The sequence below is a fragment of the Actinoplanes sp. CA-015351 genome, assembly GCF_050955685.1.
Lineage (GTDB): Bacteria > Actinomycetota > Actinomycetes > Mycobacteriales > Micromonosporaceae > Actinoplanes.
In genome coordinates this window covers 4,806,544-4,829,046 of the sequence record NZ_CP192102.1, presented here as the reverse complement: position 1 = coordinate 4,829,046, position 22,503 = coordinate 4,806,544, and the positions used below count along the sequence as shown (strand labels likewise).

Genomic DNA, 22,503 nt, shown 5'->3' with positions numbered 1-22,503 from the left:
GTGCGGATTCGGATCGAGGGCTACGACCTGCCCGGCCGGCCCGGCGCTCCCCAGGCGGAGGCGCTGCGGCTCGGCGGGGTGCACGTCGGCGTGCAGCGCAAGGCCGAGGTGGTGCAGCGAGTCCCGGTTCAGGCGGAGAGCGCGGTGTGGGAGCTCGACGTCGACGTGCGCCACGTCGACGGGTGGATCGACGTGGGCGGGCCGTGGGTGCACGGCGGTCCGGGGCGGCGGTTCCTCTACCTGAGCTGGGGCGCTGTCGACGGCGAGGCGTTCGCGATGTTCCGCCGGGCCAAGCTGCTCTTCGGCGACATCCCCGGTCCGCTGCTGCGCTCCGCGGCCGGTGGCGAGGGCACCCTCGTGGCCCGGCTGGGCCTCACCGACGCCGAGGGCGGGCCGCGCTGCGCCCGGGTCCGCCCACCTGATCTCACCTGGGAGCTGGCATGACGGCCGGCTCACCGATCCTGGCCACGGTCCGGGTGCTGCACGGGTTCGTCGGGCGCGACGGTGACCTCAACCTCTGGGCCGAGGAGACAGCGCCGCCGATTCAGGAACCGGCAGGTCAGAAACCCCCGGCTCGGAAACCGCCGGCTCGGAAACCGGCGTCGCGCGGCGCCGTGCCCTGGCATCCGTTCGCCGCGGCGGCCGGGGAGCTGCCGTCCGGCGAGGTGCGCGACGCCGCCCTGCTGACGCTGCCGTCGACCTCGTCCGGGCCGCTGTCGTCGCCGCAGCTCGGGATGCCGCCGCGCCGGGGCACGCCCCGGGCACGCACCTGGCGGGTGCCGGCCGTGACCGTGCCGTTCCTCGACCCCGATCTGGTCGCCGAGTTCGACGGGCGGGTCGCGCCGTCTGCTGCGTGGCTCGTCGAGCTGTGCGGGTTCGCCGCGAGCCTGGTCCGGCGCGGCCGGGTGCTGCCCGCCGTGCAGTCCGGCGGCGCTCGCCCGGCGGCGGTCTGGCAGCCGGTGATGATCGGCGCCGACGCGGTCCGGCGGGCCGCGTTGCTGGAAACCATGCCACCAGCCTGCCGCGCCGGTGACCACCCGGCGGAGGAGTTGCTGCCCGCTGCCCTCGACCGGCTTGTCGACGGCCTGGTCCGCACCCGGCTCGCCGAGGCCGGCGTCACCCTCGCCGATTACGGGTGGCTCGCGGCGCTCGGCGGTGAGCCCGAGTTCGACGCCGCGCCCGCGCTGATCGACGAGCTGGCCGGGCGGCTGGACGCCTGGTTCGAGCAGGCCGCCCGGGGCGCCGAGGTGCGGGTCTGTTTCCGGCTCAGCGACCCCCGCGAGCACGAGCCGGTGATCCCCGACGAGGTGCCGCTGCCGCAGGACGCCTGGCGGCTCGAGTTCCTGCTCCAGGCCGCCGACGAGCCGAGCGTCCTGGTCACCGCCGCCGACGTGTGGCGGGACACGTTCGCGCCGCTCAGCCGCTGGACCAGCCACCCGCAGGAACGGCTGCTGGCCGGCCTGGGCCGGGCCGCCCGGCTCTACCCGGCGCTCGGTGATGCCCTGCGCGGCGCCCGGCCCGCCGAGATGCTGCTCGACACCGAGGGTGCCCACGGCTTCCTCAGCCACGCGGCGCTGCTGGAGGAGGCGGGTTACGGCGTGCTGCTCCCGGCCTGGTGGCAGCGGCGTTCCAGCCTCGGCCTGTCGCTCGACGTGCGGGGGCGTGACCCGGTCTCGACAGTGCTGCGGGACCGCGCGGTCGGCAAGAAGGAGCTGGTGTCCTACAGCTGGGGGCTGGCCCTCGGCGGCCGCACCCTCACCTCCGACGAGCTGGCCGACCTGGCCCGGGCCAAGGTGCCGCTGGTCCGGCTGCGCGGGCGGTGGGTCTACCTCGACCCGCAACGGCTTGCCGCCGGGCTCGCGTTCCTGAGCCGGGGCGGCGGCACCATGACCGCCGGCGACGCCCTCGCGACGATGCGCCTGCTCCCGCCGGAAGGCCTGCCGCTGCCGGTCACCGACGCCCGGGGGGAGGGCTGGCTCGCCGACCTGCTCACCGGCCGGCTGGAGGAGCGGCTGGAGGTCCTCGACCCACCGGAAGATCTCAGGGCAGTGCTCCGGCCGTACCAAATGCGGGGTTTCTCGTGGTTGGCCTTTCTTGATCGGCTCGGGCTCGGGGCCTGTCTCGCCGATGACATGGGGCTGGGCAAGACCGTGCAGCTGCTCGCCCTGCTGCTGCACCGTCGTGAGGGTCCGGCGCTGCTGGTCTGCCCGCTCTCGGTGCTCGGCAACTGGCAGCGCGAGGCGGAGCGATTCGCGCCCCAGCTGCGGGTCCGGGTGCTGCACGGCGCCGACCGGGCTGACGCACAAACACTGGCCGGCGGTGCCGACCTGGTGCTGACCACCTACCAGACCGCGGTTCGCGACGCCGACGTGCTGGCCGGGATCGCCTGGGACCGGGTGGTGCTCGACGAGGCGCAGCACATCAAGAACGCGGGGAGCAGCGCTGCCAAAGCGGTCCGGCGGTTCCCGGCGCGCAACCGGATCGCGCTCACCGGCACCCCGGTGGAGAATCGCCTCGCTGAGCTCTGGTCGATTCTCGACTTCCTCAATCCGGGCATTCTCGCCTCGGCGCACACGTTCCGGGCGCGGTTCGCGGTGCCGATCGAAAGGTACGGCGACGAGGACGCGGCGGCCCGGCTGCGGCAGGCGACCCGGCCGTTCCTGCTGCGGCGCACCAAGAGCGATCCGGCCATCGCCGCCACCCTGCCGGTCAAACGGCACGTGCGGCACCTGTGCGGGATGACGACCGAGCAGGTCAGCCTCTATCAGGCGGTCCTCGACGACCTGCTCGACCGGCTCGCCGAACCCGGCGACAAATGGCGCAAGGGCCTGGTCCTGGCCGCGATGACCAAGCTGAAACAGGCGTGTGTGCACCCGGCGCTGCTGCTCAAGGACAACTCGCCGCTGCCCGGCCGGTCCGGCAAGGTCGACCGCCTCGAGGAGATCGTCGACCGGGCGCTCGGTGCGGGGGAGAGCGTGCTGTGTTTCACCCAGTTCGCCCGGTTCGGCGCCATGCTCACGCCGCATCTGGCCGCCCGCTTCGGCGTACCCGTGAAGTTTCTGCACGGAGGCACGCCGCGCGGGACGCGCGACGCCATGGTCACGGAGTTCCAGCAGGCCGCGCGCCCCGGGATCTTCGTGCTGTCGCTGAAAGCCGGCGGCACCGGCCTGAACCTGACCGCCGCGAACCACGTGATCCACATCGACCGCTGGTGGAACCCGGCGACCGAGACGCAGGCGTCCGACCGGGCGTTCCGGATCGGTCAGCGCCGCGACGTGCACGTGCACAACCTGGTCTGCCTCGGCACCCTGGAGGAGAACATCGACAAGGTCATCGCGGACAAGGGTGTGCTCGCCGAACGGATCGTCGGCACCGGCGAGAGCTGGCTGAGCGCACTGTCGGCAAGCGAGCTGCGGGACCTGTTCGCCCTGCTCCCGGAGGCCATCGTTGACTGACCTGCCAGTGGCCTTCCTCGGCATGTTCGAGGCCCTGCGGATGGGCCCGACGTTCGCCCGCGGCCGCCGCGACGAGCGGGCCGGTCACGTGCGCAGCCTGACCGTCTCCTCCAGCCTGGTCGTCGCCCTGGTCCGCGGCCCTGAGGAGACCACCGCGTTCCGCTCCCGCATCGCGGTCCGCTCGTTCGGCGCGACCGAGTGGGCCCGGGTGGAGAAAGCACTGGTCAGCGAGGCGCGTTACGTGGCCGGACTCCTCGACGGGCGGATGCCGGACGGCATCGAGGCGGTTTTCGCCGAGGCCGGGCTCGGGCTGCTGCCGCTCTCACTCGACGAGGTCGCGCTGGACTGCACCTGCGAGCGGTGGCCGATGCCGTGCGCACACCTGGCGGCCACGTGTTACGCCCTGGCCCGCGCGTTCGAGGCCGACCCGTTCGAGGTGTTCACCTGGCGGGGCCGGTCCCGCGACGAGTTGCTGATGCGTTTGCGCCGCGCCCGGGAATCAGCCGCGGTCGACGGGATGGTCGCTCCGCCGCCCGCGTCGCCGCCGGAGCGGGTTCCCCTCGTCGATCCTGATGATCCGGCCGCCTTCTGGGGGAACTATCCGCCGCCCCCGGCGGCCGCACCCACCGGGGTACGCCCGGACGCCCTCCTCGATCAACTCGATGCCCCGCCGCTGAGTCACCACGGGAAGCCGATCGTCGAGGTGCTGCGTCCCGCGTACGCGGCGCTGTCCGATGCCGAGGTTGCGCAGGGGAGCTAGCCTTGCCGACGTGATGTGGTGGGAAGCCCTCTGGCGCCTGGTCGGCATGCTGACCGACGCCGGCCCCACCGCGATGATCGTCGGCGCGGCAAGCGTCGCCGGTGTGCTGCTGCTGACAGCGGTCGCCGCCGGCGCCATGACCCATTTCCGCACCGTCGCCCATCCGCCGGTCAGCCGCTCCGAGATGCGCGACCGCGCCCGGCGCACCGGTGTGCCCCGCCACCGTGATCCTGACGCACCCGGCCGCACCCGTCCCCGAGGTCCGACCCGGCGGCTCGTGGCCGCCTGATCCTTCGCCCGTGCTGATCCAGCCCTGCGCTGATCTTCGCCTCGTGCTGACCTAGCCCGGCGCTGATCTTCGCCCCGCGCTGACCGCGCGACCGCACCTGGGCGGCCACTGCCGACTGTCCCCAGTCCAGTGCGTCCGCAAAGGATCACTTTCCATGATGGAACCCGTCTACTCCGCCATCTCCGCCATCCTGCTGTTCTGGCATGCCGCCTGGCAGCGCCTGCTCGGTGACCTGCCCACTCTCGGCACCTCCTGGGCCTGGGTGCTCGGCATCGTCTTCCTCGTCGTCACGGTCCGTGTCGCGCTCTTCCCGGTGATCATCAAGCAGGTGCGTTCGCAGCGGGCGACCCAGCGCGTACAACCGCAGGTCAAAGCGTTGCAGGAGAAGCACAAGGGCGACCGCGAGACGCTGCAGAAGGAGCTCGGCGAACTGTTCCGGCGGGAAAAGGTCAGCCCGCTCGCCCAGTTCCTGCCGATGCTCGTGCAGATCCCGGTCGTGATCGGCCTGCTGCACGTGCTGCGCCACCTGCGCCCGGACGTCACCAGCGAGGCGTCGCGCACCCTGTACGGCTGGACGCTCACCCAGTTCGGCAGCGCCGTGCAGGCGAAAATGTTCAGTGCGCCGATCGTTGAGGGATTCACCACCGGCGATCTCGCCGTGAAGCTGGTCGCGGCCGTGCTGATCCTGGTGATGACCGCGACGACATACCTCAGCACCCGGCAGATGATCGGCAAGTCGGGCTGGGCGCAGGACGAGCCGGCCCGCACCGTCCAGCGCGTCATGCTCTACGGACTCCCGCTGTCGCTGCTGGTCTCCGGCGTGCTCTTCCCGATCGGCGTCGTCCTCTACTGGGTCACCCAGAACATCTTCGCCCTCGGTCAGCAGGCGTGGATCCTGCGCCGTTACCCCCTCCCGCCGGTCGCTGCGGCCTCCGCCGATTCCTCGCCGGCCTCCTCGCCGGCCTCCTCGCCATCCTCCTCGCCATCCTCCTCGCCATCCTCCTCGTCGGCCTCCTCGCCGGACCGTCGGTCGCAGGCTCCGAAAGCGCTGGTCACGCCGGTCGCCCCACCCAAGGTGGGTGCCAAACCGGCAAGGCGCAAACAGCGTGGGTACGGTCGGAGCACCGCACGCTGACGGCGATTCATCGTTGCGGCGAGCCGTATTGAAGTCCTGATTTCAGGGATATTTCTCGTTATCTCGCAGGGCACCCGACGGGCGCCCGGTTTTCGACCGGGTGTCCGTTCGTGCGTGGGCTGCACGGGCATCCCCGCGCTCAGCGTGGGTGGTTCTGGCGTACCCAAAGAAATGCCTGATAGAGGGCCTTTTCGGGGTTGAAACATGGCTGGCGCATTCATGTCTGTACGGACACCAAAAGGGTCATCCAAACGGACAGCCTTCGCGGAAACAGCGGCTCGGACGTTGCTGGGCATGATCAGATAGTCCGAGTAATGGCGTTTTGTCCGAAAAGGTGTGAGATGAAGAAGCTAACCCGAGCGCTTGCCTTGACCAGCATGGGTCTGGCGGCCGGCGCGATGATCGGTGCGACTCCGGCCCAGGCGGCGCCCGCTGCCGGACAGTCCGGAACCGCTGGTTCCAGTGCCCAGTCGAGCAGTGATCGGTGGGACGACGACTACATCGCCGGTTACTACCGGTTCAAGGGATCCTGCAACCGGGCCGGCTGGACCGGTGTCCGGTTCGGGGCCTGGGAGGACTTCAACTGCTGGAAGGTCGGCTGGGGGTGGCGCGGCTCGTACTACGTCCTCGAGGTCGAAGAAGACGACTGGTACTGGGGCGAGTGGCGCGGCGGCTGGCCCAAGGGATGGCCGGACCGGCCCGACTACATCGTCGGCAAGGGATACAACATCCGTGGCGGCGGTCACCGGCCGGACGGGCACAAGGGCCCGTGGAGCAACGGCCCGAAGGGCGGCTGGGACAAGGGCGGCCAGATGGGTCCCGGCGGCCCCGACGATTGGAAGGGCGGCGGCCCGGGCAAGCCCGGCAAGCCCGGCGGCGGCGGTCCTGGTGACTGGAAGGACGGCCCCTGGAAGGGTGGTGGCGGTCAGCAGGGTGGTGGCGGTCAGCAGGGTGGTGGCGGTCAGCAGGGTGGTGGCGGTCAGCAGGGTGGTGGCGGTCAGCAGGGTGGTGGCGGTCAGCAGGGTGGTGGCGGTCAGCAGGGTGGTGGCGGTCAGCAGGGTGGTGGCGGTCAGCAGGGTGGTGGCGGTCAGCAGGGTGGTGGCGGTCAGCAGGGTGGCGGCGGCCAGCAGGGTGGCGGCGGCGGCCAGCAGGGTGGCGGCGGCGGCCAGCAAGGTGGCGGCGGCCAGCAGGGTGGCGGCGGCGGCCAGCAAGGTGGCGGCGGCCAGCAAGGTGGCGGCGGCCAGCAAGGTGGCGGCGGCCAGCAAGGTGGCGGCGGCATGGGTGGCGGCGGCGGCCAGCAGGGCGGCGGCGGCATGGGTGGCGGCGGCCCGAAGGCCGGCGGCGGTGGTCACTGGAACTGATGGGGGAGGGTTACCCCTCTTTTGCGTGGGCCGCGCCCTTAGGGCGCGGCCCGCTCCCGTCTTACCAGGCGACCGGTGCGTAGTCCTTCAGGAAACAGCCGTACACGTCCTCGCCGAGTTCACCGCGGATGATCGGGTCGTAGACCCGGGCCGCGCCGTCGACCAGGTCCAGCGGGGCGTGGAAGCCCTCCTCGTGCAGGCGCATCTTCGTGAAATGCGGCCGCTCGTCGGTGATCCAGCCGGTGTCCACGCTGGTCATCAGGATGCCGTCGGCGAACATGTCCTCCGCGCTGGTGCGCGTCAGCATGTTGAGCGAGGCTTTCGCCATGTTCGTGTGCGGGTGCCCGGCGCCCTTGTAACCGCGGGTGAAGATGCCTTCCATGGCCGACACGTTCACCACGTACCGTCGCGGGAACGGTGACGCGAGCATCGCCGTGCGCAGCCGGCTCACCAGGATGAACGGCGCCGTGACGTTGCACAGCTGCACTTCGAGCAGCTCCATCGGCTCGACCTCGTGGACCCGGTCGCTCCAGCTGTTCGTCGGCGTGATGTCCGGGACCAGGCCGCCCGCGTCGATCCCGGTCGACCGCGCGGTGAGCGCCAGCTCGGTCACCTGCTGCGGCGAAAGGGTGCCCGGCGCGGCCAGGGCGGCAGCCGGGGACGCCCCGCCGAGGGTCGCCGCCCCGCCGAAGTACTCGAGGGCCGGCAACGGCCCGTCCGGCAGCGGCGCCGACTCGGCGGCCACCAGCTCCGAGTAAGCGCCTGCGGTTCGGCGTACCGTCTGGGCCGCGTTGTTGACAAGAATGTCCACCGACCCGCGTGAGGCCACCGACTCGGCGAGACCCACCACCTGGGCCGGGTCGCGCAGATCGATGCCCACGACCCGCAGCCGATGCAACCAGTCGGCGCTGTCCGGCATCGCCGCGAAGCGGCGGACGGCGTCATGCGGGAACCGCGTGGTGATCGTCAAATCCGCGCCGTCGCGCAGCAGACGCAGCGCGATGTACATGCCGATCTTCGCGCGACCACCGGTGAGCAGCGCTTTCCGGCCGGTCAGGTCGGTGCGGGCATCGCGGCGGGAGTGATTCAGCTCCGCGCACTTCGGGCAGAGCTGGTGGTAGAACGCATCCACCACGGTGAACCGCTGCTTGCACACGTAGCAGCCACGCGCCTGCTTCAGCACCCCGGCCGTGGCGCCCCGGACATTGCTGCGCAGCGGAATGCCGGCCGTTTCGTCATCAATCCGCCCGGGTGCCCCGGTCGCGGTCGCCTCGGTCACCGCCCGGTCGTTCTCCAGGATCGCCTCCCGGCGGTCCCGGCGGCGCTGCAGCTTCACCGTCTTGAAGATCCCGGCGGTCGCCCGCCGCACCGCCACCGCGTCAGGATGCTCCGCCGGCAGCGATTCCACCTCGGCCAGGACGGCAAGGCAGACCGCAAGGCGGTCCGGGTCCACGCCCGTGACGTTGTCGATACTGCCGGTCATTACCGCATCCCCCTCTGTTCTCACCGCAGGCACTGTACTTACCCGGGGGACCTATCGGCTGAGGGTGGGACGGGGCAAGGGGTCCGGGTCACCCTTCCTGGTTCTGTTCGCGCTTGTCACGGGCGGTGGCGGGCTGATCGGCGAGGGTTTGCGGGCGATCGGCGGGTGGCCGGGGGCCGCTGAGCCAGTCGTCGAGGGTGCGGGGGCGGACGGCGTGAGCGGGCGTCGGCTCCGGGGTGTTTGCGGGGATTTCGTGCGCTTTTGCGGGGTTGTCGGTGGCGGCGGTCTCGGCTGTCGTGGGGTTTGCCTCGTCGGGCGTGGGGTTTGCTTCGTCGGGCGTGGGGTTCTGTGGCGCTGCCGCGTTCTCCTGGGGGGCGGTCGGAGCGGCGGGCGGCGTCGGTTGGCCGGCCTGGCCGGGTTGGCCGGGTTGGCCGGGTTGGCCGGGCTGGCCGGGTTGGCCGGGCTGGCCGTTGGGCCGGGGTTTGGCCGGGACGTCGCCGAGAGTCTGCGGGCGCGGACCACTGAGCCACTCGCCCAGCGTCTGCGGCCGCCGGCTCGGCGCGGGGACGGCACTGACGGGTACGGCCGTACCGCTCAACCAGTCGTCCAGCGTCTGCGGCCGGCGCGGCTCGGCTTCCGGGATGGTGTCCTCGGGGGTGGTGTCCTCCGGGGTGGTGTCCTCCGGGGTGGTGTCCTCCGGGGTGGTGTCCTTTTGTGTCGTGTCCTCCGGGTCCGGACCGCCCGGAGTAGGCGTGGTGTGCTCGGTCATCAGGGCCTCGATGGGCTGCGGCGCGGTCGCCTCTGGTTCGGTCGGGACCGGGGTTTCCGGGTTCGGCGCGGCCTCGGGCTCAGCGGCCGGGGTGGGTTCTGTGGTCTCGGCGTAGTTCGTTTCCGGAGAGAGGGAGCCGGCCTGCCCGTTGGCGCCGGGCAGCCAGCCGAAGTCGTCAGCTCCGGGCGGCTCCAGGTTGGCGAGCCGCGGGTCGTTCCGCCACGCGAACGGATCCGGCCCGGGTACGCCGGCCGGCGGTTGCTCGGCCGTGGCACTGGCCGCCGGAGCGTGAACGGTTTCCGGGCCGCCGGACGGGGATTCGTCGCCTTCGTCGGTGCTGTCTTGCTCGCCGCCGGAGGGTTCCGTCGCTGAGCCGGCCTGCGGGGCTTCGACCTGCGGGGCTTCGACCTGCTCGGCTTCAGCCGGCTCGGTTTCGGTTTCAGTCGGCTCGGGCTCGGGGTCGGGCTCGGGTTCGGACTTGACGTGGTCGGTCTGCTCGGGCCCGGTCTGCTCGGTGGCGGTGGGTTCGGCGGCGTTGGGCTCGGTGGCCGGGGCCTGCTGATCGACGGGGGAACGGTCGGGAGCCGGGGCTTCCTCAGACACGGATTGCTCGGCCACGGGCTCCTCGACCTCGTTGTGCTGGGCTTCGCTGTGCTGGGCTACATGGGGATCGTTGTTCTGGGGCTCGGCTGGTTCGGTCGTGGCGAGGCCGGGCGGGGGTTCGATTGCCGGCGGTTCGGTGGTGTCGGCATCGTGGTTCACCGGGGTGGATGCCACATCGACATCGACATCGACATCGACATCGACATCGACGTCGGACGCGGGTGCGTCGATGTCGGCGTGATCCGCAGCGTCTGTCGACTGTGCGCTCGGCGGAAGGTCGCCGTGCGCTACCTCGGCGCCTGCTGCGAGGGTCGCTTCGACCTCGGCCCAGATCGCTTCGCTGTCCACGGGCTCGGCGGCGGGCTCTTCGGCTGCGCTGCGTGCCTCGGCGAAGATCGGAGTGTCCACGGGGACGTCGTCCTCATGATCGCCATCGCCATCGCCATCGCCATCGCCATCGTCGCCACCGCCATCGCCAGCGCGATCTTCGCCGCCGCCACCGCCGCCGCCATCGCCATCGTCGCCACCGCCGCCATTGCCAGCGCGATCGCCATTGCCAGCGTCGGCGATCGCGGTCGATTCGTCCGCTGTGTGCCGTATTTCGCTGCCGGTGGTGAGTTCCTCTTCGGCCTGCGGCGTCTCCAGCGCTTCCCCGTCCGGGATCTTGAGCGATTCCGGACCCTGTGGGGTTGAAGATCGCTCAAGATCCGCTGGTGAGAGGGATTCAACCCCTGTTGCTGCGGTGCCGGTGCCAGAAATGTCCGCGTCGGTGGTGGGTGCGCCAGCAGCGGGTGCTCCGGTGGCGGGCGTGGTCGTGTCAGAGGAGACGGTGTCAGGGGTGGCGGTGCTAGGGGTGGCGGTGCTAGCGGTGGCGGTGCTAGGGGTGGCGGTGTCAGCGGTGGCGGTGTCAGCGGTGGCGGTGTCAGCGGTGGCGGTGTCAGCGGTGGCGGTGTCCGGGGTGGTCTCTTCTGCAGGAGCATTGACCGCTGTACCGGGCGCGTCGATTCCGCCCGAGCTGACAGCGGTTGCTCCCGAGCTGACGGCGGTTGCTTCGGGGATCGACACCTGTGGCAACGGCGCCTGGGCGCCCACATCCGCAGCCGACGAGGGCGACGAAGGTGACGATGAAGGCGCCAACGAGGACGACGGAGGCGGGGTGGCAGCAAAGGATGCCGCGCCCTCGCCTGCCGGCAGTACCGCCGGTGAGACCGGGACGTTCCGTGCGGCCTCGCGTTCCTTCTCGGCGATGTAGTCCAGGACGTCCGTGTACTCCAGCACCATCGTGTGGTTCTCGTCCGCTGGCCCGCCGGCATGGGCCGCCTCGGTGAGCGCGTGGGCCGGCATGGCGTGGGCGCCCCGCTGGATCACCACCGTGTCCAGGCCTGCGGTCTCGGCGAAGGACGGTTCGCCCGGAGCAGCGGCGTGGCGTCCGGGCAGCGCGTGCCGGGGGGCCGCGCCGACGTGATAACGGTCCCCGGCCCCGGACTCAACACCGGCCCCGGACTCAACCCCGGCCCCGGCCCCGGACTCAACCCCGGCCCCGGACCCAGCCGGCTCGGCACCGTGCTCGGACAGCCCGGCCCGCTCCTGCAAACGCTTCAGCGGTCCCGGCGCCCACCAGGCCGCGTCGCCGAACAGCGCCAGGACCGCCGGGACCAGCAGCATCCGGACCACCGTCGCGTCCAGCACCAGCGCGATGATCATGCCGACGCCGACGAAGCGCATCGTTGTCACCGTGGACAGGGCGAACGCGCCGGTCACCACGATCAGCAGCAGGGCGGCCGCGCTGATCACGCGGCCGGTCCGGGTCAGGCCGATGGTGACCGCCTCGGCCGTGGTCGCGCCCTTCACCCTGGCCTCGACCATGCGGGACAGCAGGAACACCTCGTAGTCGGTGCTGAGACCGAAGACGACAGCGGCCATCAGTACGACGATGCCGGCTTCCAGCGGTGCCGGGGTCACGTTGAGCAGCCCCGCGCCGTGGCCGTCCTGGAAGATCCAGATGAGGATGCCGAACGTGGCGGTGAGGCTGAGCGCGCTCATCACCACGGCCTTGATCGGCAGCAGGATCGAGCCGAACGCCAGGAACATCAGGATCAGCGTCGCCCCGGTGAGCAGGGCGATCATCAGCGGGAGTTTCGCGCCGATCGCGGCGATGCTGTCGACGTTGCGGGCGGTGGCGCCGCCGACGAGCACGTCGGTGCCGTCCGGGGCGGGCAGTGCGCGCAGGTTCTCGACCACGTCGCGGGCCTGGGCGCTGAAGGGGTCCGTCGCGGCGAGCGCCGCGTTGAGCACGATCACGTCCTTGGACGTGCCGGTGGTGGTCACCCCGGTAACCCCGTTGATCTTGCTGGCGGCAGTGGTGAACGTCTCCACCTGCGGCGAGCCGGCCGCGACGACCTCCGGCGAGCCACTCACGACGATCTGTACACCACCCGTACTGAACTGGGGGTAGTCGGTCGTGAGGGTCTCGATCGCGACGCGTGACGGGTCGCCCTCGGGGAGGACCCGCTCGTCATTTTCACCGAAGCGGACGCCGCCGATCGGCAGCGCGAGCACCAGCAGCCCGGCCAGGATCGGCAGCGCGAACAGGACCGGACGGCGCAGCACCGCGCCGGCGAGCCGGGTCCAGCCGTCGCCGCCACTGCCGAACGAGGGGAGACGAACCGGGAGTTTGTCGACGCGCGTACCCAGGATGGCAAGGACTGCGGGCAGCAGGGTGAGCGAAAGCAGCGCCGCGAGGAAGACAGCGGCGAGGCCGCCGTAGGCGAGCGATTTGAGGAAGCCCTGCGGGAACAGCAGCAGCCCGGCCAGGGCGGTCATCAGCAGGGTGGCGGAGAACAGGACGGTACGCCCGGCGGTGGCGACGGTACGCCGAACCGCCTCGGCGGTGGAGTGGAACGCCTGCTCCTCCCGGAACCGGCCGACCATGAAGAGTCCGTAATCGATCGCCATGCCGAGGCCCAGGAGGCTGGCCACGTTGACGGCGAACGAGTTGACCTCGTGGCTGAGCGCGACCGCGTTGAGCACACCGAGTGAGCCGAGCACCGCGGCGCCGCCGACGAGCACCGGCAGGGACGCGGCGACCAGCGAGCCGAAGATGAAGAGCAGCAGGATCAGGACGATCGGCAGCGAGATCATCTCGGCGAAGACGAGGTCGGAGGCGGAGCGTTCGTTGGAGGCGTGGGCAAGGGGGAGGCCGCCGGCGAGCTGGAGGTGCGCGCCGGGCACCGCCAGCTGATCCACTATGTCGCCGTAAGAGGCGAGCTTCCCGGCGTCGTCCGCCCCGGCCAGGGTGATCACCGCGACCGCGCTGGACTTGTCCTCGGCGGCGAACTGCGGCGCCTTCTTGTCCCAGTAGGACGGCGACGAGACGACAGCCGACTCCGGCAGCGCCGCGAGCCGTTCCTTGATCCGCTTGGTCAGCGGCGCGTCGTCGATCGTGCCCTGGTCCGGTGTCCAGATCGCGATGACGTCGCCGCTCTGCCCGCTCAGGGCGGTGGCGACCACCTCGGCGGCGCGCGCGGACTCCGAGCCCGGATCGCTGTAACCGCCCTCGGTGAGCCGATCGAACACCCCGAAGCCCCAGGTCCCGGCGCCGAGCACCGCGACGAGCGCGATGATCAGAACCGGCCACCGAAGGCGGGCAACCTGCGATCCCCAGCCCGCGAACACAAGCTCCCCTTCCGGATGAGGGTCAGAAAAAGCAGGTCAGCTCAGGGTCGCGGCCTGCAGGGTGACCCCGCCGCAGTCCTCGTCGAAGGACTCGTCGGTGATCCACTTGATGGAGATCTTGCCAGTACCCGAAGAGGTGTAGCTCACCGTGTAGGCAGCGGTGGCCATCGACTCCCCGGTCTGCTCCCAGGAGTCGGTGACGACCTTGCCGCCGGTGGACAGCCGGACCTCCAGCGAGCCTCGTCCGGCGATCATGCCGACGTAGAGGCGCAGTGTCGTGTCCCGGGTCCCGGCCGGCGCGGAGAGCGTGAACCCGCTGCCGGCGTCGCAGGACCGTACGCCGCTGGTCACGCCGCTGGCCTCGGCGAGCGGGTGGCCACCGGTCCAGCTGTACGTCTCCGGGCTGGCGGTGTGCCGGGCGCGGGACGGATCCGGCGTGCCTTCCAGGATCGCGAACCCGCCGTTGGCGTTGCGTTCGAGGGTGTACGCGCCCTGCTCACCCCAGTGCACCCAGTCGATCGTGCCCTCGGCGCTCAGGTCGACCCGGTCGGGAACGGCGGACCGTTCGATCGCGATCGAGTCGACAGGCACCGGGCTGATCGAGGGCGACGCGCTGGGCAGCGGGATCGGCACCTGGGCGGCCGTCGGCTCGCCGAGGCCACCGAGGACCGGTGTGGTGTTCGACGGCTGGGGATCGTCGCCGCGGGTGACGACGACCAGCCCGAAGGCGATCACCGCGACCGCGCCCAGGAAGATCACCAATCCGGGTGCGAAGTACTCGCGCCAGGATCGTTTCTCTTCCAGCAGCATGGCGGGGACGTCCGGTCGGCCGCGGAGCACGAGGCTCTGTCCAGGCTTTTCCGGTGGCGTCTGATCGGACAAGGGTCCTCCGGATCAGGCGTTGGCTCACGGGGAGGGGGCGCTCACGGGGGCAGGGGGCGATAAACGATCTCATCTGTTGGGCCAGGAGTGAAGAGTGGGACTCGTCTCCGGACTTACGGACGATCAGGGGCATCGGTGATTCGGCGGAGGTTCTTCGCGGCTTTCGTCCCGGACCCGAGTACCGTGTCCGAAGTTTCCGACACCGGCGGGGGATTTGCATGAGCGACACGTTCGACACCACGAGCCGAGGCCGGGCCATCGCCGGCGTGCTGACCGCGGTCCTGGTCTTCGCGGTGCTCGCCGCCGTCGTCTTCTGGGTCCGATCCGGCGACAGCGACGCGACGCCCACCGCTGCGGCCGCCACCCGGTCCGCGGCGCCGGTGGATCCGCTCACCGTGGAGCCCGAGGTCACCGCCGGCACCGGCACCCTCGAGAAGCTCACGATCAAGGAGCTGATCCCGGGCACCGGCCCGGTCGTCACCGCTGGTCAGACCATCACTGTCAACTACAAGCTGGTCTCGTACACCACCGGCGACGTGATCGACTCGTCGTGGGCCACCAAGGCGCCGTTCTCCACCCGGATCGGCACCGGCGAGCTGATCAAGGGCTGGGACCAGGGGATCCCCGGCCAGAAGGTCGGCAGCCGGATCCAGCTCGACGTCCCGCAGGACCTCGCTTACGGTCCGCAGCGTGGCGACCTGCGCTTCGTCGTCGACATCCTCGACGCGAAGTGACCGTTACAGATCACTGACCACGATGTCGAGCTGACGCGGCCTGCCCTGGCCGGCAGGCCGCTCCTCGACCGTGAACTTCAGGTCGCGCAACGCCGTGACCAGTTCGTCCGCCGTCTCCGGCGTGGCGCGATCCTCGGCCAGCGCGCGAACCAGGCGCCCCTTCGTGGCCTTGTTGAAGTGGCTCACCACGGCCCGCTTCACCACCCCGCCGACGGTGCGTTCGTGCAGCACCCGGACTTGCGCGCTCTGCGCGCCAGGCGCCCACATCGCCACATAAGCACCCGAGCGAAGATCCAGAACGGGTCCCTCCAGGCGGTCCAGCACCGGCTTCAGAGCCTTTTTCCAGTACGGGGTGAGCCCACCGACCGGCGCCGGCAGAGTGACACCGATCGAGCAGCGGTAAGCCGGGATCCGATCGCCGAGCCGGACCGCGCCCCACAACCCGGAGAAGACGACGGCCGTCCGGTCCAGCCACTCCCGTGATTCACCGGTGAGCCCGGCCGGGTCGAGAGCCTCGTAGAGCACACCGGTGTAGACCTCGGACGCGGGCGCGGCCGGCGCGGTGTGCAGCACGGCGTTCCGGGTGACCTCGTCGCGCTGCCCGGCGCTGAGTCCGAGAACGGTCAGCGAGTCGGTCACCGAGCGTTCGCTCGTTCGCTTACACAGAGCGACGAGGCGGTGGAGCACCCGGGTGCGGGCGGTCGCGAGCTCGGGCAGCCAGAGGCCGGCAAGGTCGACCGGGTCACCGGTGGTCGCGGTGGTCTTGCCCTCGGACGGCGGCAGCAGGATCAGCACGCGGCGAGACTAACCGGCCGTCCCGTGCCCAGCTTGTGCGGGACGCGCCGGGGTGACACCGTGCCCGGCCGTCCGAGTGCGCCGGGGTGACACCGTGCCCGGCCGTCCGGGGTGCGCCGGGTGGTTCGCCCGCCGGGCGTCCTCGGTGCCGGTCAGGCGTCCGGGCGGCCGGCGAGGGCGTCGTCCACTGTCGCGTAGACGCCGAGCCGGCCGGCCAGGCCCACCGTGTCGAGCAGCTGCTCCAGGAACTCGGAGGGCGCGGCGATCCGTAACCAGCCGCCTGCCGCCCGGGCCCGGTTGTGCCCGACCACGAACGTGCTCAGCCCGATCGAATCGCAGAACTCCACCCGGGACAGGTCGACCACCACGCGGGGCTGATCCCGGGAGAGCGCTTCGTCCAGCCCGATGGCCAGGCTCGGGGCACTGTCGAGATCCAGGTTGCCGCGCACTGTCACGACGACGACCCCGGCTGTCTCCTCCGAAGAAACACGCACCACGGTCACCTCCCGGACTACTTCTGCCCAGAAAGTGACGCGCAGTCACCTGTCCGCGAACATCACGTGCGACGCGAACCACCCAGCGGCGCAGACCACCGGGCGGGAGAGCGCAGCGCAGAGTTTGCGTGTTGAGTTCGGGTTCGATCCGCGCCCTTGTTCCACACACGCGCCGCGAGCTGGGCGACTGTGTCGATCTGAGGTGAGGATCGCACCCGAACTCAACACGCAAGGAGGGGCCGGTGTGGGGTCGGTCAGGGGACCGTTACCGAGGTTTTCACTGTTGCGCGGTTCAGGTCGTCGACGCGGATGGTGAAGGCGACCTCGTACGTGCCCGGGATGGGGAAGGTGATGGAGCCGAGGGCCTGGTGACCCGCCGGTAGCGGGGCGATGGCCTCCTGCACCGCTTCCAGGTTCTGGCTGACCAGGCGGCTGGAGAGCTGCCATTCCGCGGCCCGCAGCGGGCTGCCGTCCGGCGTGTAGAGGAAGGCGTGCACCGTGTTGTACTCGCCGAGCTCCACCGGGTAGATGTTGAACTGCAGCGAGTAGATCGGGCTGGTCAGCGTCTCCGACAGGCCCCTGCCGGACACCGCGCCCTCGCGCGCGGCGGCGGTGCGGCCCGGGTCCACCTGCACGAGCACGGCGCTCAGACCGAGGATCAGCACGGTGGCCGCCACCTCGATGCCTACCGTGCGGAGCAGGCCCGCGGCCCCGGTCGCGGCAACCCGGGCGACCAGGCGACGGGCGACGGCGGCAAACGCCAGGACGCCGACGAGCAGGCCGGCTTTGGCGAGCAGCAGCTGCCCGTACCCGGTCTGCCAGAGGGCCGGCAGCGATCCCAGCTGGACCACCGACTGCACCAGGCCGGCCGTGACGAGCCAGACCACTGCCAGGCCGGCCCACCGTGACCAGGCCGGGAGCAGCACGCCGAGCAGGCGCCGGTCGGTGCCGCGCAGCAGGAACCCGGCGAGCGTCACCAGGCCACCGATCCACACGGCCATCGCCGCCATGTGCACGACGCCGACCACGACGGTGACAGCCGGCATCGGCGCCGCGATGGCGTGCCCGGTCAGCGGCCAGGTGGCGAGGCCGAGAGCGGCGATCAGGAGCACACCGGCGGCACGCACCCGCCGGCCCGGGGAACCGGATGGTGAGCCGGCACGCATCCGCTGACCCGTGACGCCGGGTGGCGAGGCGCGCACCAGCGGCGGCAGCAGCACCGCCAGCAGGCCGACAGCGATCAGCCGGGCCACCAGCAGGAGCCCGAACTGGCTGTTCACCACGGTCGTCACCTCGGACCAGGACACCTGCCACAGCGCGCTCCCGCTGCCCTGCTGCGCTTGGGTGCCGAGCGCGCCGAGCGTCGCCACGGCTGTCAGGGCCAGACCGATCCTGATCAGCCGGATCGCCCCCGTCCGGGAGCGTTTGCGGGGCCACAGGAAGGCCAGGAACATCGCCGGGCCCGCGATCAGCGTGATTCCCGCGTACCCCAGGAATTTGAAGGCGGGGATCGCGAGGGTGACCGAGGGGTGGGAGCCGGTGGTGGTCGCGGCCTCGGGTCGCGCCGAGGGCGCGCCCACCGAGAAGGTGATGGCGCCGCCGACCGGGTGGCTGTCCGCGGAGATCACCCGGAAGCTGACGAGGTAGGTGCCGAGCGGGCGTTGCGCGGCGCGGACCGGGATGCGCAGCACAGCGCCCCGCACCGTGGGAGTGGCGTTGATGCGCTCGCCGTCGGGGGCGATCACCTGGATCTGGCCGGTGACCGGGCTGATCGGCTCACTGAACGTAACGGTGATCTCGGTGGGGGAGCTGCCGATGACGCTGCCGGGCGCGGGGACGGCGCCGATGGTCGCGGCGTGCGCGGAAGCCGGGCCCGGCGACGCGACAAGCGCTCCCAGCAGCACGAGCAGGAGCAACAGTACGCGTGGAACGACCCGGATCACGTGAGGTAGTTCGGATGATGCGGGGGAAAGGTTCAAGTGAGCGGCTCGATACGATTCCGCACAGGTCCACGCTCCTGAGGAGGCCGCGATGTCCACCCACCCCCGTGCCGGCAAGCCCGCCGAACCGGCCGATCTGATCGACGTGCCGAAAGTCATCTCGCGTTACTACACCGAGCACCCCGATCCGTCCCAGGCGGGGCAGCGCGTCGCGTTCGGCACCTCCGGTCATCGCGGGTCCAGCCTGCGCACCGCGTTCAACGAGGATCACATCGCTGCCACCAGCCAGGCGATCGTCGAGTACCGCAAGGCGCAGGGCACCGATGGCCCGCTGTTCCTCGGCCGGGACACCCACGCGCTGAGCGAGCCGGCCATGATCACCGCGCTCGAGGTGTTCGCCGCGAACGACGTGACCACGCTGATCGACAGCCGGGACGGATACACCCCGACGCCGGCGCTGTCGCACGCGATCCTGACCTACAACCGCGGTCGCACCGGCAGTTACGCGGACGGCGTCGTGGTCACCCCGTCGCACAACCCGCCGGACGACGGCGGCTTCAAGTACAACCCGCCGAACGGCGGGCCGGCCGACACCGACGCCACCCGGTGGATCCAGGACCGGGCGAACGACCTGGTCGCCGGCGGTCTCAAGGACGTGCGCCGGATCAGCGCGGTCCGGGCCCGCGAGTCGGCCACCGTCTCCGGATACGACTACCTGGCCGCGTACGTCGACGATCTGCCGAGCGTGATCGACATCGAGGCGATCCGGCGGGCCGGTGTCCGGATCGGCGCCGACCCGCTCGGCGGGGCCAGCGTGCACTACTGGGGCGAGATCGCCGACCGGCACGGCCTCGACCTGACCGTGGTGAACCCGGCGGTCGACCCGACGTTCGGCTTCATGACGCTGGACTGGGACGGCAAGATCCGGATGGACTGCTCATCGCCGTACGCGATGGCGTCGCTGATCGCGCAGAAGGACAAGTACCAGATCGCCACCGGCAACGACGCCGACGCCGACCGGCACGGCATCGTCACCCCGGACGGCGGGCTGATGAACCCGAACCACTACCTCGCGGTGGCGATCGGATACCTGTTCCGGGCGCGTACCGACTGGCCGGCCACCGCCGGGATCGGCAAGACCCTGGTCTCCTCCTCGATGATCGACCGGGTCGCGGCCGACCTGGGCCGGCGTCTCGACGAGGTGCCGGTCGGCTTCAAGTGGTTCGTGCCCGGCCTGCTGGACGCGTCGATCGGGTTCGGCGGCGAGGAGAGCGCCGGGGCGTCGTTCCTGCGCCGCGACGGCAGCGTGTGGAGCACCGACAAGGACGGCATCCTGCTCGACCTGCTGGCGTCCGAGATCATCGCCACCACCGGCAAGACGCCGTCGCAGCACTACGCGGAGCTGACCGCACGCTTCGGCGAGCCGGCGTACGCGCGGATCGACGCGCCCGCCACCCGGGAGCAGAAAGCCGTCCTCGGCAAGCTGTCGCCGTCCCAGGTGACCGCCAAAGAGCTGGCCGGTGAGCCGATCACCAGCGTGCTGACCAGCGCGCCCGGCAACGGCGCGGCGATCGGCGGCCTCAAGGTGGTGACCGAGTCGGGCTGGTTCGCAGCCCGGCCGTCCGGCACCGAGGACGTCTACAAGATCTACGCCGAGTCGTTCCACGGCCCGGACCATCTGGCCCGCATCCAGGAAGAAGCACGCGGGGTGGTTTCCGCGGCGCTGAACAGTTAGAACTCAGGTTCCGCGTCTTCTCGCCGACTGGTATCCCGCAAGGAAGGCGTACCAGTCGGCGAGGAGCAGTCGGACACCGTGAGTGCACCCGAGAGGCAGCGAGCCGGTGGGCTCGCTCCGACGATCGTGGCTGTCGCCGCCGTCGCCGGGGTTCTCGTGTGGCTCGGGGTGCGCCACGAGTCGGATGTGACATTCGGGTACGCGGCCGGCCCGATCGCCCTGGCCGCCGCGGTCTTCGCCAGCTGGCGGATCGCCCGGCAGGTGCGGCTGTCCCGGCCGGTACGCACATTCTGGCGCCGTCTGGAACACGCCTCGTTCTGCCTGCTCGTCGCCTCGTGCGTCACCCTGGCCCGAGCCAACAACGACACCGGCCTGTCCTGGCAGACCGCGGTGCCGATGCTGTGCGGCGTCCTGCTGCTGATGCTCGGGTTCCTGGGGCTGCCCGGGCCGAAACGCACCGGAGCGGGCTGGGTCCGGGCGCTGCTGGACGGCGCGACCGTGGCCACCGCCAGCGCGCTCATCTTCTGGTACGTGGTCCTCGATCTCGCGCCCGAGGGAACGTCGCTCGTCTCCCGGACCTCCGCGGCGATCGTCGGCGTCGGCGGCGTGCTGCTGCTCGTGGTGATCGGCAAGGCCGCGTCCCGCCCGGAGACCCTCGTCGACCCGGTCGCGCTGCGGGTGCTGACCGTCGCGCCGGTGGTCGCCATCGGCGGCAACATCCTGCTGATCGCGGGCGAGGACTGGAGCCGGCTGGCGCTGTCCGTGCTGGCCCTGCCGCTGATCGGGACCGCGGTCTGCACGGCCGCCCTGGTGCAGCGCCGGGCCCTGGCCGCCCCGCCCCGGGAGCTGCTCACCCACCGCTCGCTCTTCAACCTGCTGCCGTTCCTCGCGGTCACCGCCACGGCCGCGCTGGTGGTGACGGTCAGCGCCCAGGACATGAACACCCGGCAGCGCACCGTGATCATCGGCGCCGTGCTGATCACCGGGTTCGTGGTCGCCCGCCAGCTGCTCAGCCTGCGGGAGAACACCATCGCGCTGCGCGGGATCCGGCAGCAGCAGGCCGAGCTGGAACGGCTCGCGCTCAGCGACACGCTCACCGGCCTGCCGAACCGCACCCGCTTCAGCGTGGTCCTCGGCGAACGGCTCGGTGACCACCAGGCGGCCACCGCCCTGCTGATCGACGTCGACGACTTCAAGATGATCAACGACACGCTCGGCCCGGCCGCCGGCGACCAGCTGCTCTACCAGGTGGCGCAGCGGCTGCGCGGGCTCTGCCAGGCCGGCGAGCTGCCGGCCCGGCTCGGCGGTGACGAGTTCGCCGTGCTGCTGCCGCTCGACGACCCGCCGGCCGCCGAGGCCGCCGCGGGCCGGCTGCTGGCCGCGCTCGCCGACCCGTTCCACCTCGGTGACCAGCACCTGCTGCTGCACGCCAGCGCCGGTATCGCGATCGCCGACACCGGCGAGACGGCCGACGAGGTGCTGCGCAACGCCGACATCGCCATGTACGCCGCCAAGGAAGCCGGCAAGGCCTCCTGGATCCGGTTCGAGCCGCAGATGCGCCAGGACATGGTCAGCCATGCCCGGGTCGCCAGCGAGCTGCGCAACGCCATCATCCGCGGCGAGCTGCGGCTGCTCTACCAGCCCGTCTTCGACCTGGTCACCGGCCGCCTGCACGGCGCCGAGGCGCTGGTCCGCTGGCAGCACCCGCAGCGCGGGTTCGTCTCGCCGGCCGAGTTCATCCCGGTCGCCGAGCGCTCCGGGCTGATCGTGCCGCTCGGCGCCTGGGTGCTCCGGGAAGCCTGCGAGCAGCTCGCCCGCTGGCGTGCCGAGCACGGGGCCGGCGCGATCGAGGCGATCAACGTGAACGTCGCGGTCCGCCAGCTGCGCGAGGCCGGCCTGGTCGACGAGGTGGCGGCCGTGCTCAGCGAGACCGGGCTGACCGCGATCAATCTGATCCTGGAGGTCACCGAGTCGTCGGTGGTCGACGGCTGGCAGGTCCGGGAGACCCTGGAGCAGCTGCACGACATGGGTGTGCGGCTCGCGCTCGACGACTTCGGCACCGGTCAGTCGTCGCTGAGCCTGCTCCGGGCCTTCCCGGTGGACGTGCTGAAACTGGACAAGTCGTTCGTGGACGGCATCGCCGACGGTGAGGACCGGGGCCGGCTCGCGGTGGCCGGTGCGGTCGCCCAGCTCGCCGAGCATCTGCAGCTCAAGGCGGTCGCCGAGGGCATCGAGAGCCAGGCCCAGATGGATCGGCTGCGGGCGCTGGGGTATCGGTACGGCCAGGGGTTCTTCATGGCCAAGCCGCTGCCGGCCGACGAGTGCGGCGCGCTGATGGCCGCCGATCCGGTGCGAGCGGCCTGAAACCGCTGGACCTCGACCGCCCTTGAGGT

Annotated in this window: 15 protein-coding genes; 9 read left to right on the top strand and 6 right to left on the bottom strand. The window is 71.2% G+C overall.

Going from position 1 to position 22,503, the window contains the following annotated elements:
- The 6 genes from ACQP2E_RS22360 to ACQP2E_RS22335 all read left to right on the top strand — a co-directional run bounded on the left by ACQP2E_RS22360 (position 1) and on the right by ACQP2E_RS22335 (position 7,000).
- A complete protein-coding gene (locus tag ACQP2E_RS22360; RefSeq protein WP_433824882.1) occupies positions 1-444 on the top strand; it encodes a DUF5990 family protein in 444 nt (147 codons plus the stop codon).
- Complete coding sequence (locus ACQP2E_RS22355) at positions 441-3,455, top strand: SNF2-related protein (RefSeq protein ID WP_433824881.1); 3,015 nt, start codon at positions 441-443, stop codon at positions 3,453-3,455. The genes ACQP2E_RS22360 and ACQP2E_RS22355 overlap by 4 nt, the downstream gene beginning before the upstream one ends.
- Positions 3,448-4,215, top strand: coding sequence for a hypothetical protein (locus ACQP2E_RS22350; protein ID WP_433824880.1), 768 nt, complete (start codon positions 3,448-3,450; stop codon positions 4,213-4,215). The genes ACQP2E_RS22355 and ACQP2E_RS22350 overlap by 8 nt, the downstream gene beginning before the upstream one ends.
- A gap of 13 nt (positions 4,216-4,228) precedes the next feature.
- Positions 4,229-4,504 carry a DUF6412 domain-containing protein gene (locus ACQP2E_RS22345; RefSeq protein ID WP_433834006.1) on the top strand — a complete coding sequence of 92 codons (276 nt, stop codon included), beginning with the start codon at positions 4,229-4,231 and terminating at the stop codon, positions 4,502-4,504.
- Positions 4,505-4,661: 157 nt separating this feature from the next.
- Positions 4,662-5,639 (top strand): membrane protein insertase YidC, encoded by a 978-nt coding sequence (yidC, locus tag ACQP2E_RS22340; RefSeq protein WP_433834004.1) that lies wholly within the window; start codon positions 4,662-4,664, stop codon positions 5,637-5,639.
- A gap of 341 nt (positions 5,640-5,980) precedes the next feature.
- On the top strand, positions 5,981-7,000 hold the full coding sequence (locus ACQP2E_RS22335; protein ID WP_433824879.1) for a hypothetical protein: 1,020 nt from the start codon (positions 5,981-5,983) through the stop codon (positions 6,998-7,000).
- Between the two features lie 61 nt (positions 7,001-7,061).
- Here the strand turns inward: ACQP2E_RS22335 and ACQP2E_RS22330 are convergent, their stop codons facing one another.
- The 3 genes from ACQP2E_RS22330 to ACQP2E_RS22320 form a co-directional block, all read right to left on the bottom strand.
- On the bottom strand, positions 7,062-8,483 hold the full coding sequence (locus tag ACQP2E_RS22330; protein WP_433824878.1) for an SDR family NAD(P)-dependent oxidoreductase: 1,422 nt from the start codon (positions 8,481-8,483) through the stop codon (positions 7,062-7,064).
- A gap of 88 nt (positions 8,484-8,571) precedes the next feature.
- Entirely contained in the window at positions 8,572-13,530 is a 4,959-nt protein-coding gene (locus ACQP2E_RS22325; RefSeq protein ID WP_433824877.1) for an MMPL family transporter, read from the bottom strand.
- Positions 13,531-13,566: 36 nt separating this feature from the next.
- Positions 13,567-14,412 carry a hypothetical protein gene (locus tag ACQP2E_RS22320; RefSeq protein WP_433824876.1) on the bottom strand — a complete coding sequence of 282 codons (846 nt, stop codon included), beginning with the start codon at positions 14,410-14,412 and terminating at the stop codon, positions 13,567-13,569.
- 218 nt (positions 14,413-14,630) lie between these two features.
- On the opposite strand from ACQP2E_RS22320, the gene ACQP2E_RS22315 reads away from it, so the two are divergent.
- Entirely contained in the window at positions 14,631-15,146 is a 516-nt protein-coding gene (locus ACQP2E_RS22315) for an FKBP-type peptidyl-prolyl cis-trans isomerase (protein WP_433824875.1), read from the top strand.
- A gap of 3 nt (positions 15,147-15,149) precedes the next feature.
- Here the strand turns inward: ACQP2E_RS22315 and ACQP2E_RS22310 are convergent, their stop codons facing one another.
- The 3 genes from ACQP2E_RS22310 to ACQP2E_RS22300 all read right to left on the bottom strand — a co-directional run bounded on the left by ACQP2E_RS22310 (position 15,150) and on the right by ACQP2E_RS22300 (position 18,378).
- Positions 15,150-15,941: a YaaA family protein gene (locus tag ACQP2E_RS22310; protein ID WP_433824874.1), complete on the bottom strand. Its 792-nt coding sequence runs from the start codon at positions 15,939-15,941 to the stop codon at positions 15,150-15,152.
- Positions 15,942-16,093: 152 nt separating this feature from the next.
- A complete protein-coding gene (locus tag ACQP2E_RS22305) occupies positions 16,094-16,435 on the bottom strand; it encodes an STAS domain-containing protein (protein ID WP_433824873.1) in 342 nt (113 codons plus the stop codon).
- 254 nt (positions 16,436-16,689) lie between these two features.
- Positions 16,690-18,378, bottom strand: coding sequence for a copper resistance CopC/CopD family protein (locus ACQP2E_RS22300; protein WP_433824872.1), 1,689 nt, complete (start codon positions 18,376-18,378; stop codon positions 16,690-16,692).
- 88 nt (positions 18,379-18,466) lie between these two features.
- Between ACQP2E_RS22300 and pgm the strand changes: the two genes are divergently transcribed.
- Positions 18,467-20,110: a phosphoglucomutase (alpha-D-glucose-1,6-bisphosphate-dependent) gene (gene pgm, locus ACQP2E_RS22295; RefSeq protein ID WP_433824871.1), complete on the top strand. Its 1,644-nt coding sequence runs from the start codon at positions 18,467-18,469 to the stop codon at positions 20,108-20,110.
- 78 nt (positions 20,111-20,188) lie between these two features.
- Complete coding sequence (locus tag ACQP2E_RS22290; protein ID WP_433824870.1) at positions 20,189-22,474, top strand: putative bifunctional diguanylate cyclase/phosphodiesterase; 2,286 nt, start codon at positions 20,189-20,191, stop codon at positions 22,472-22,474.
- Positions 22,475-22,503: the final 29 nt, after the last annotated feature.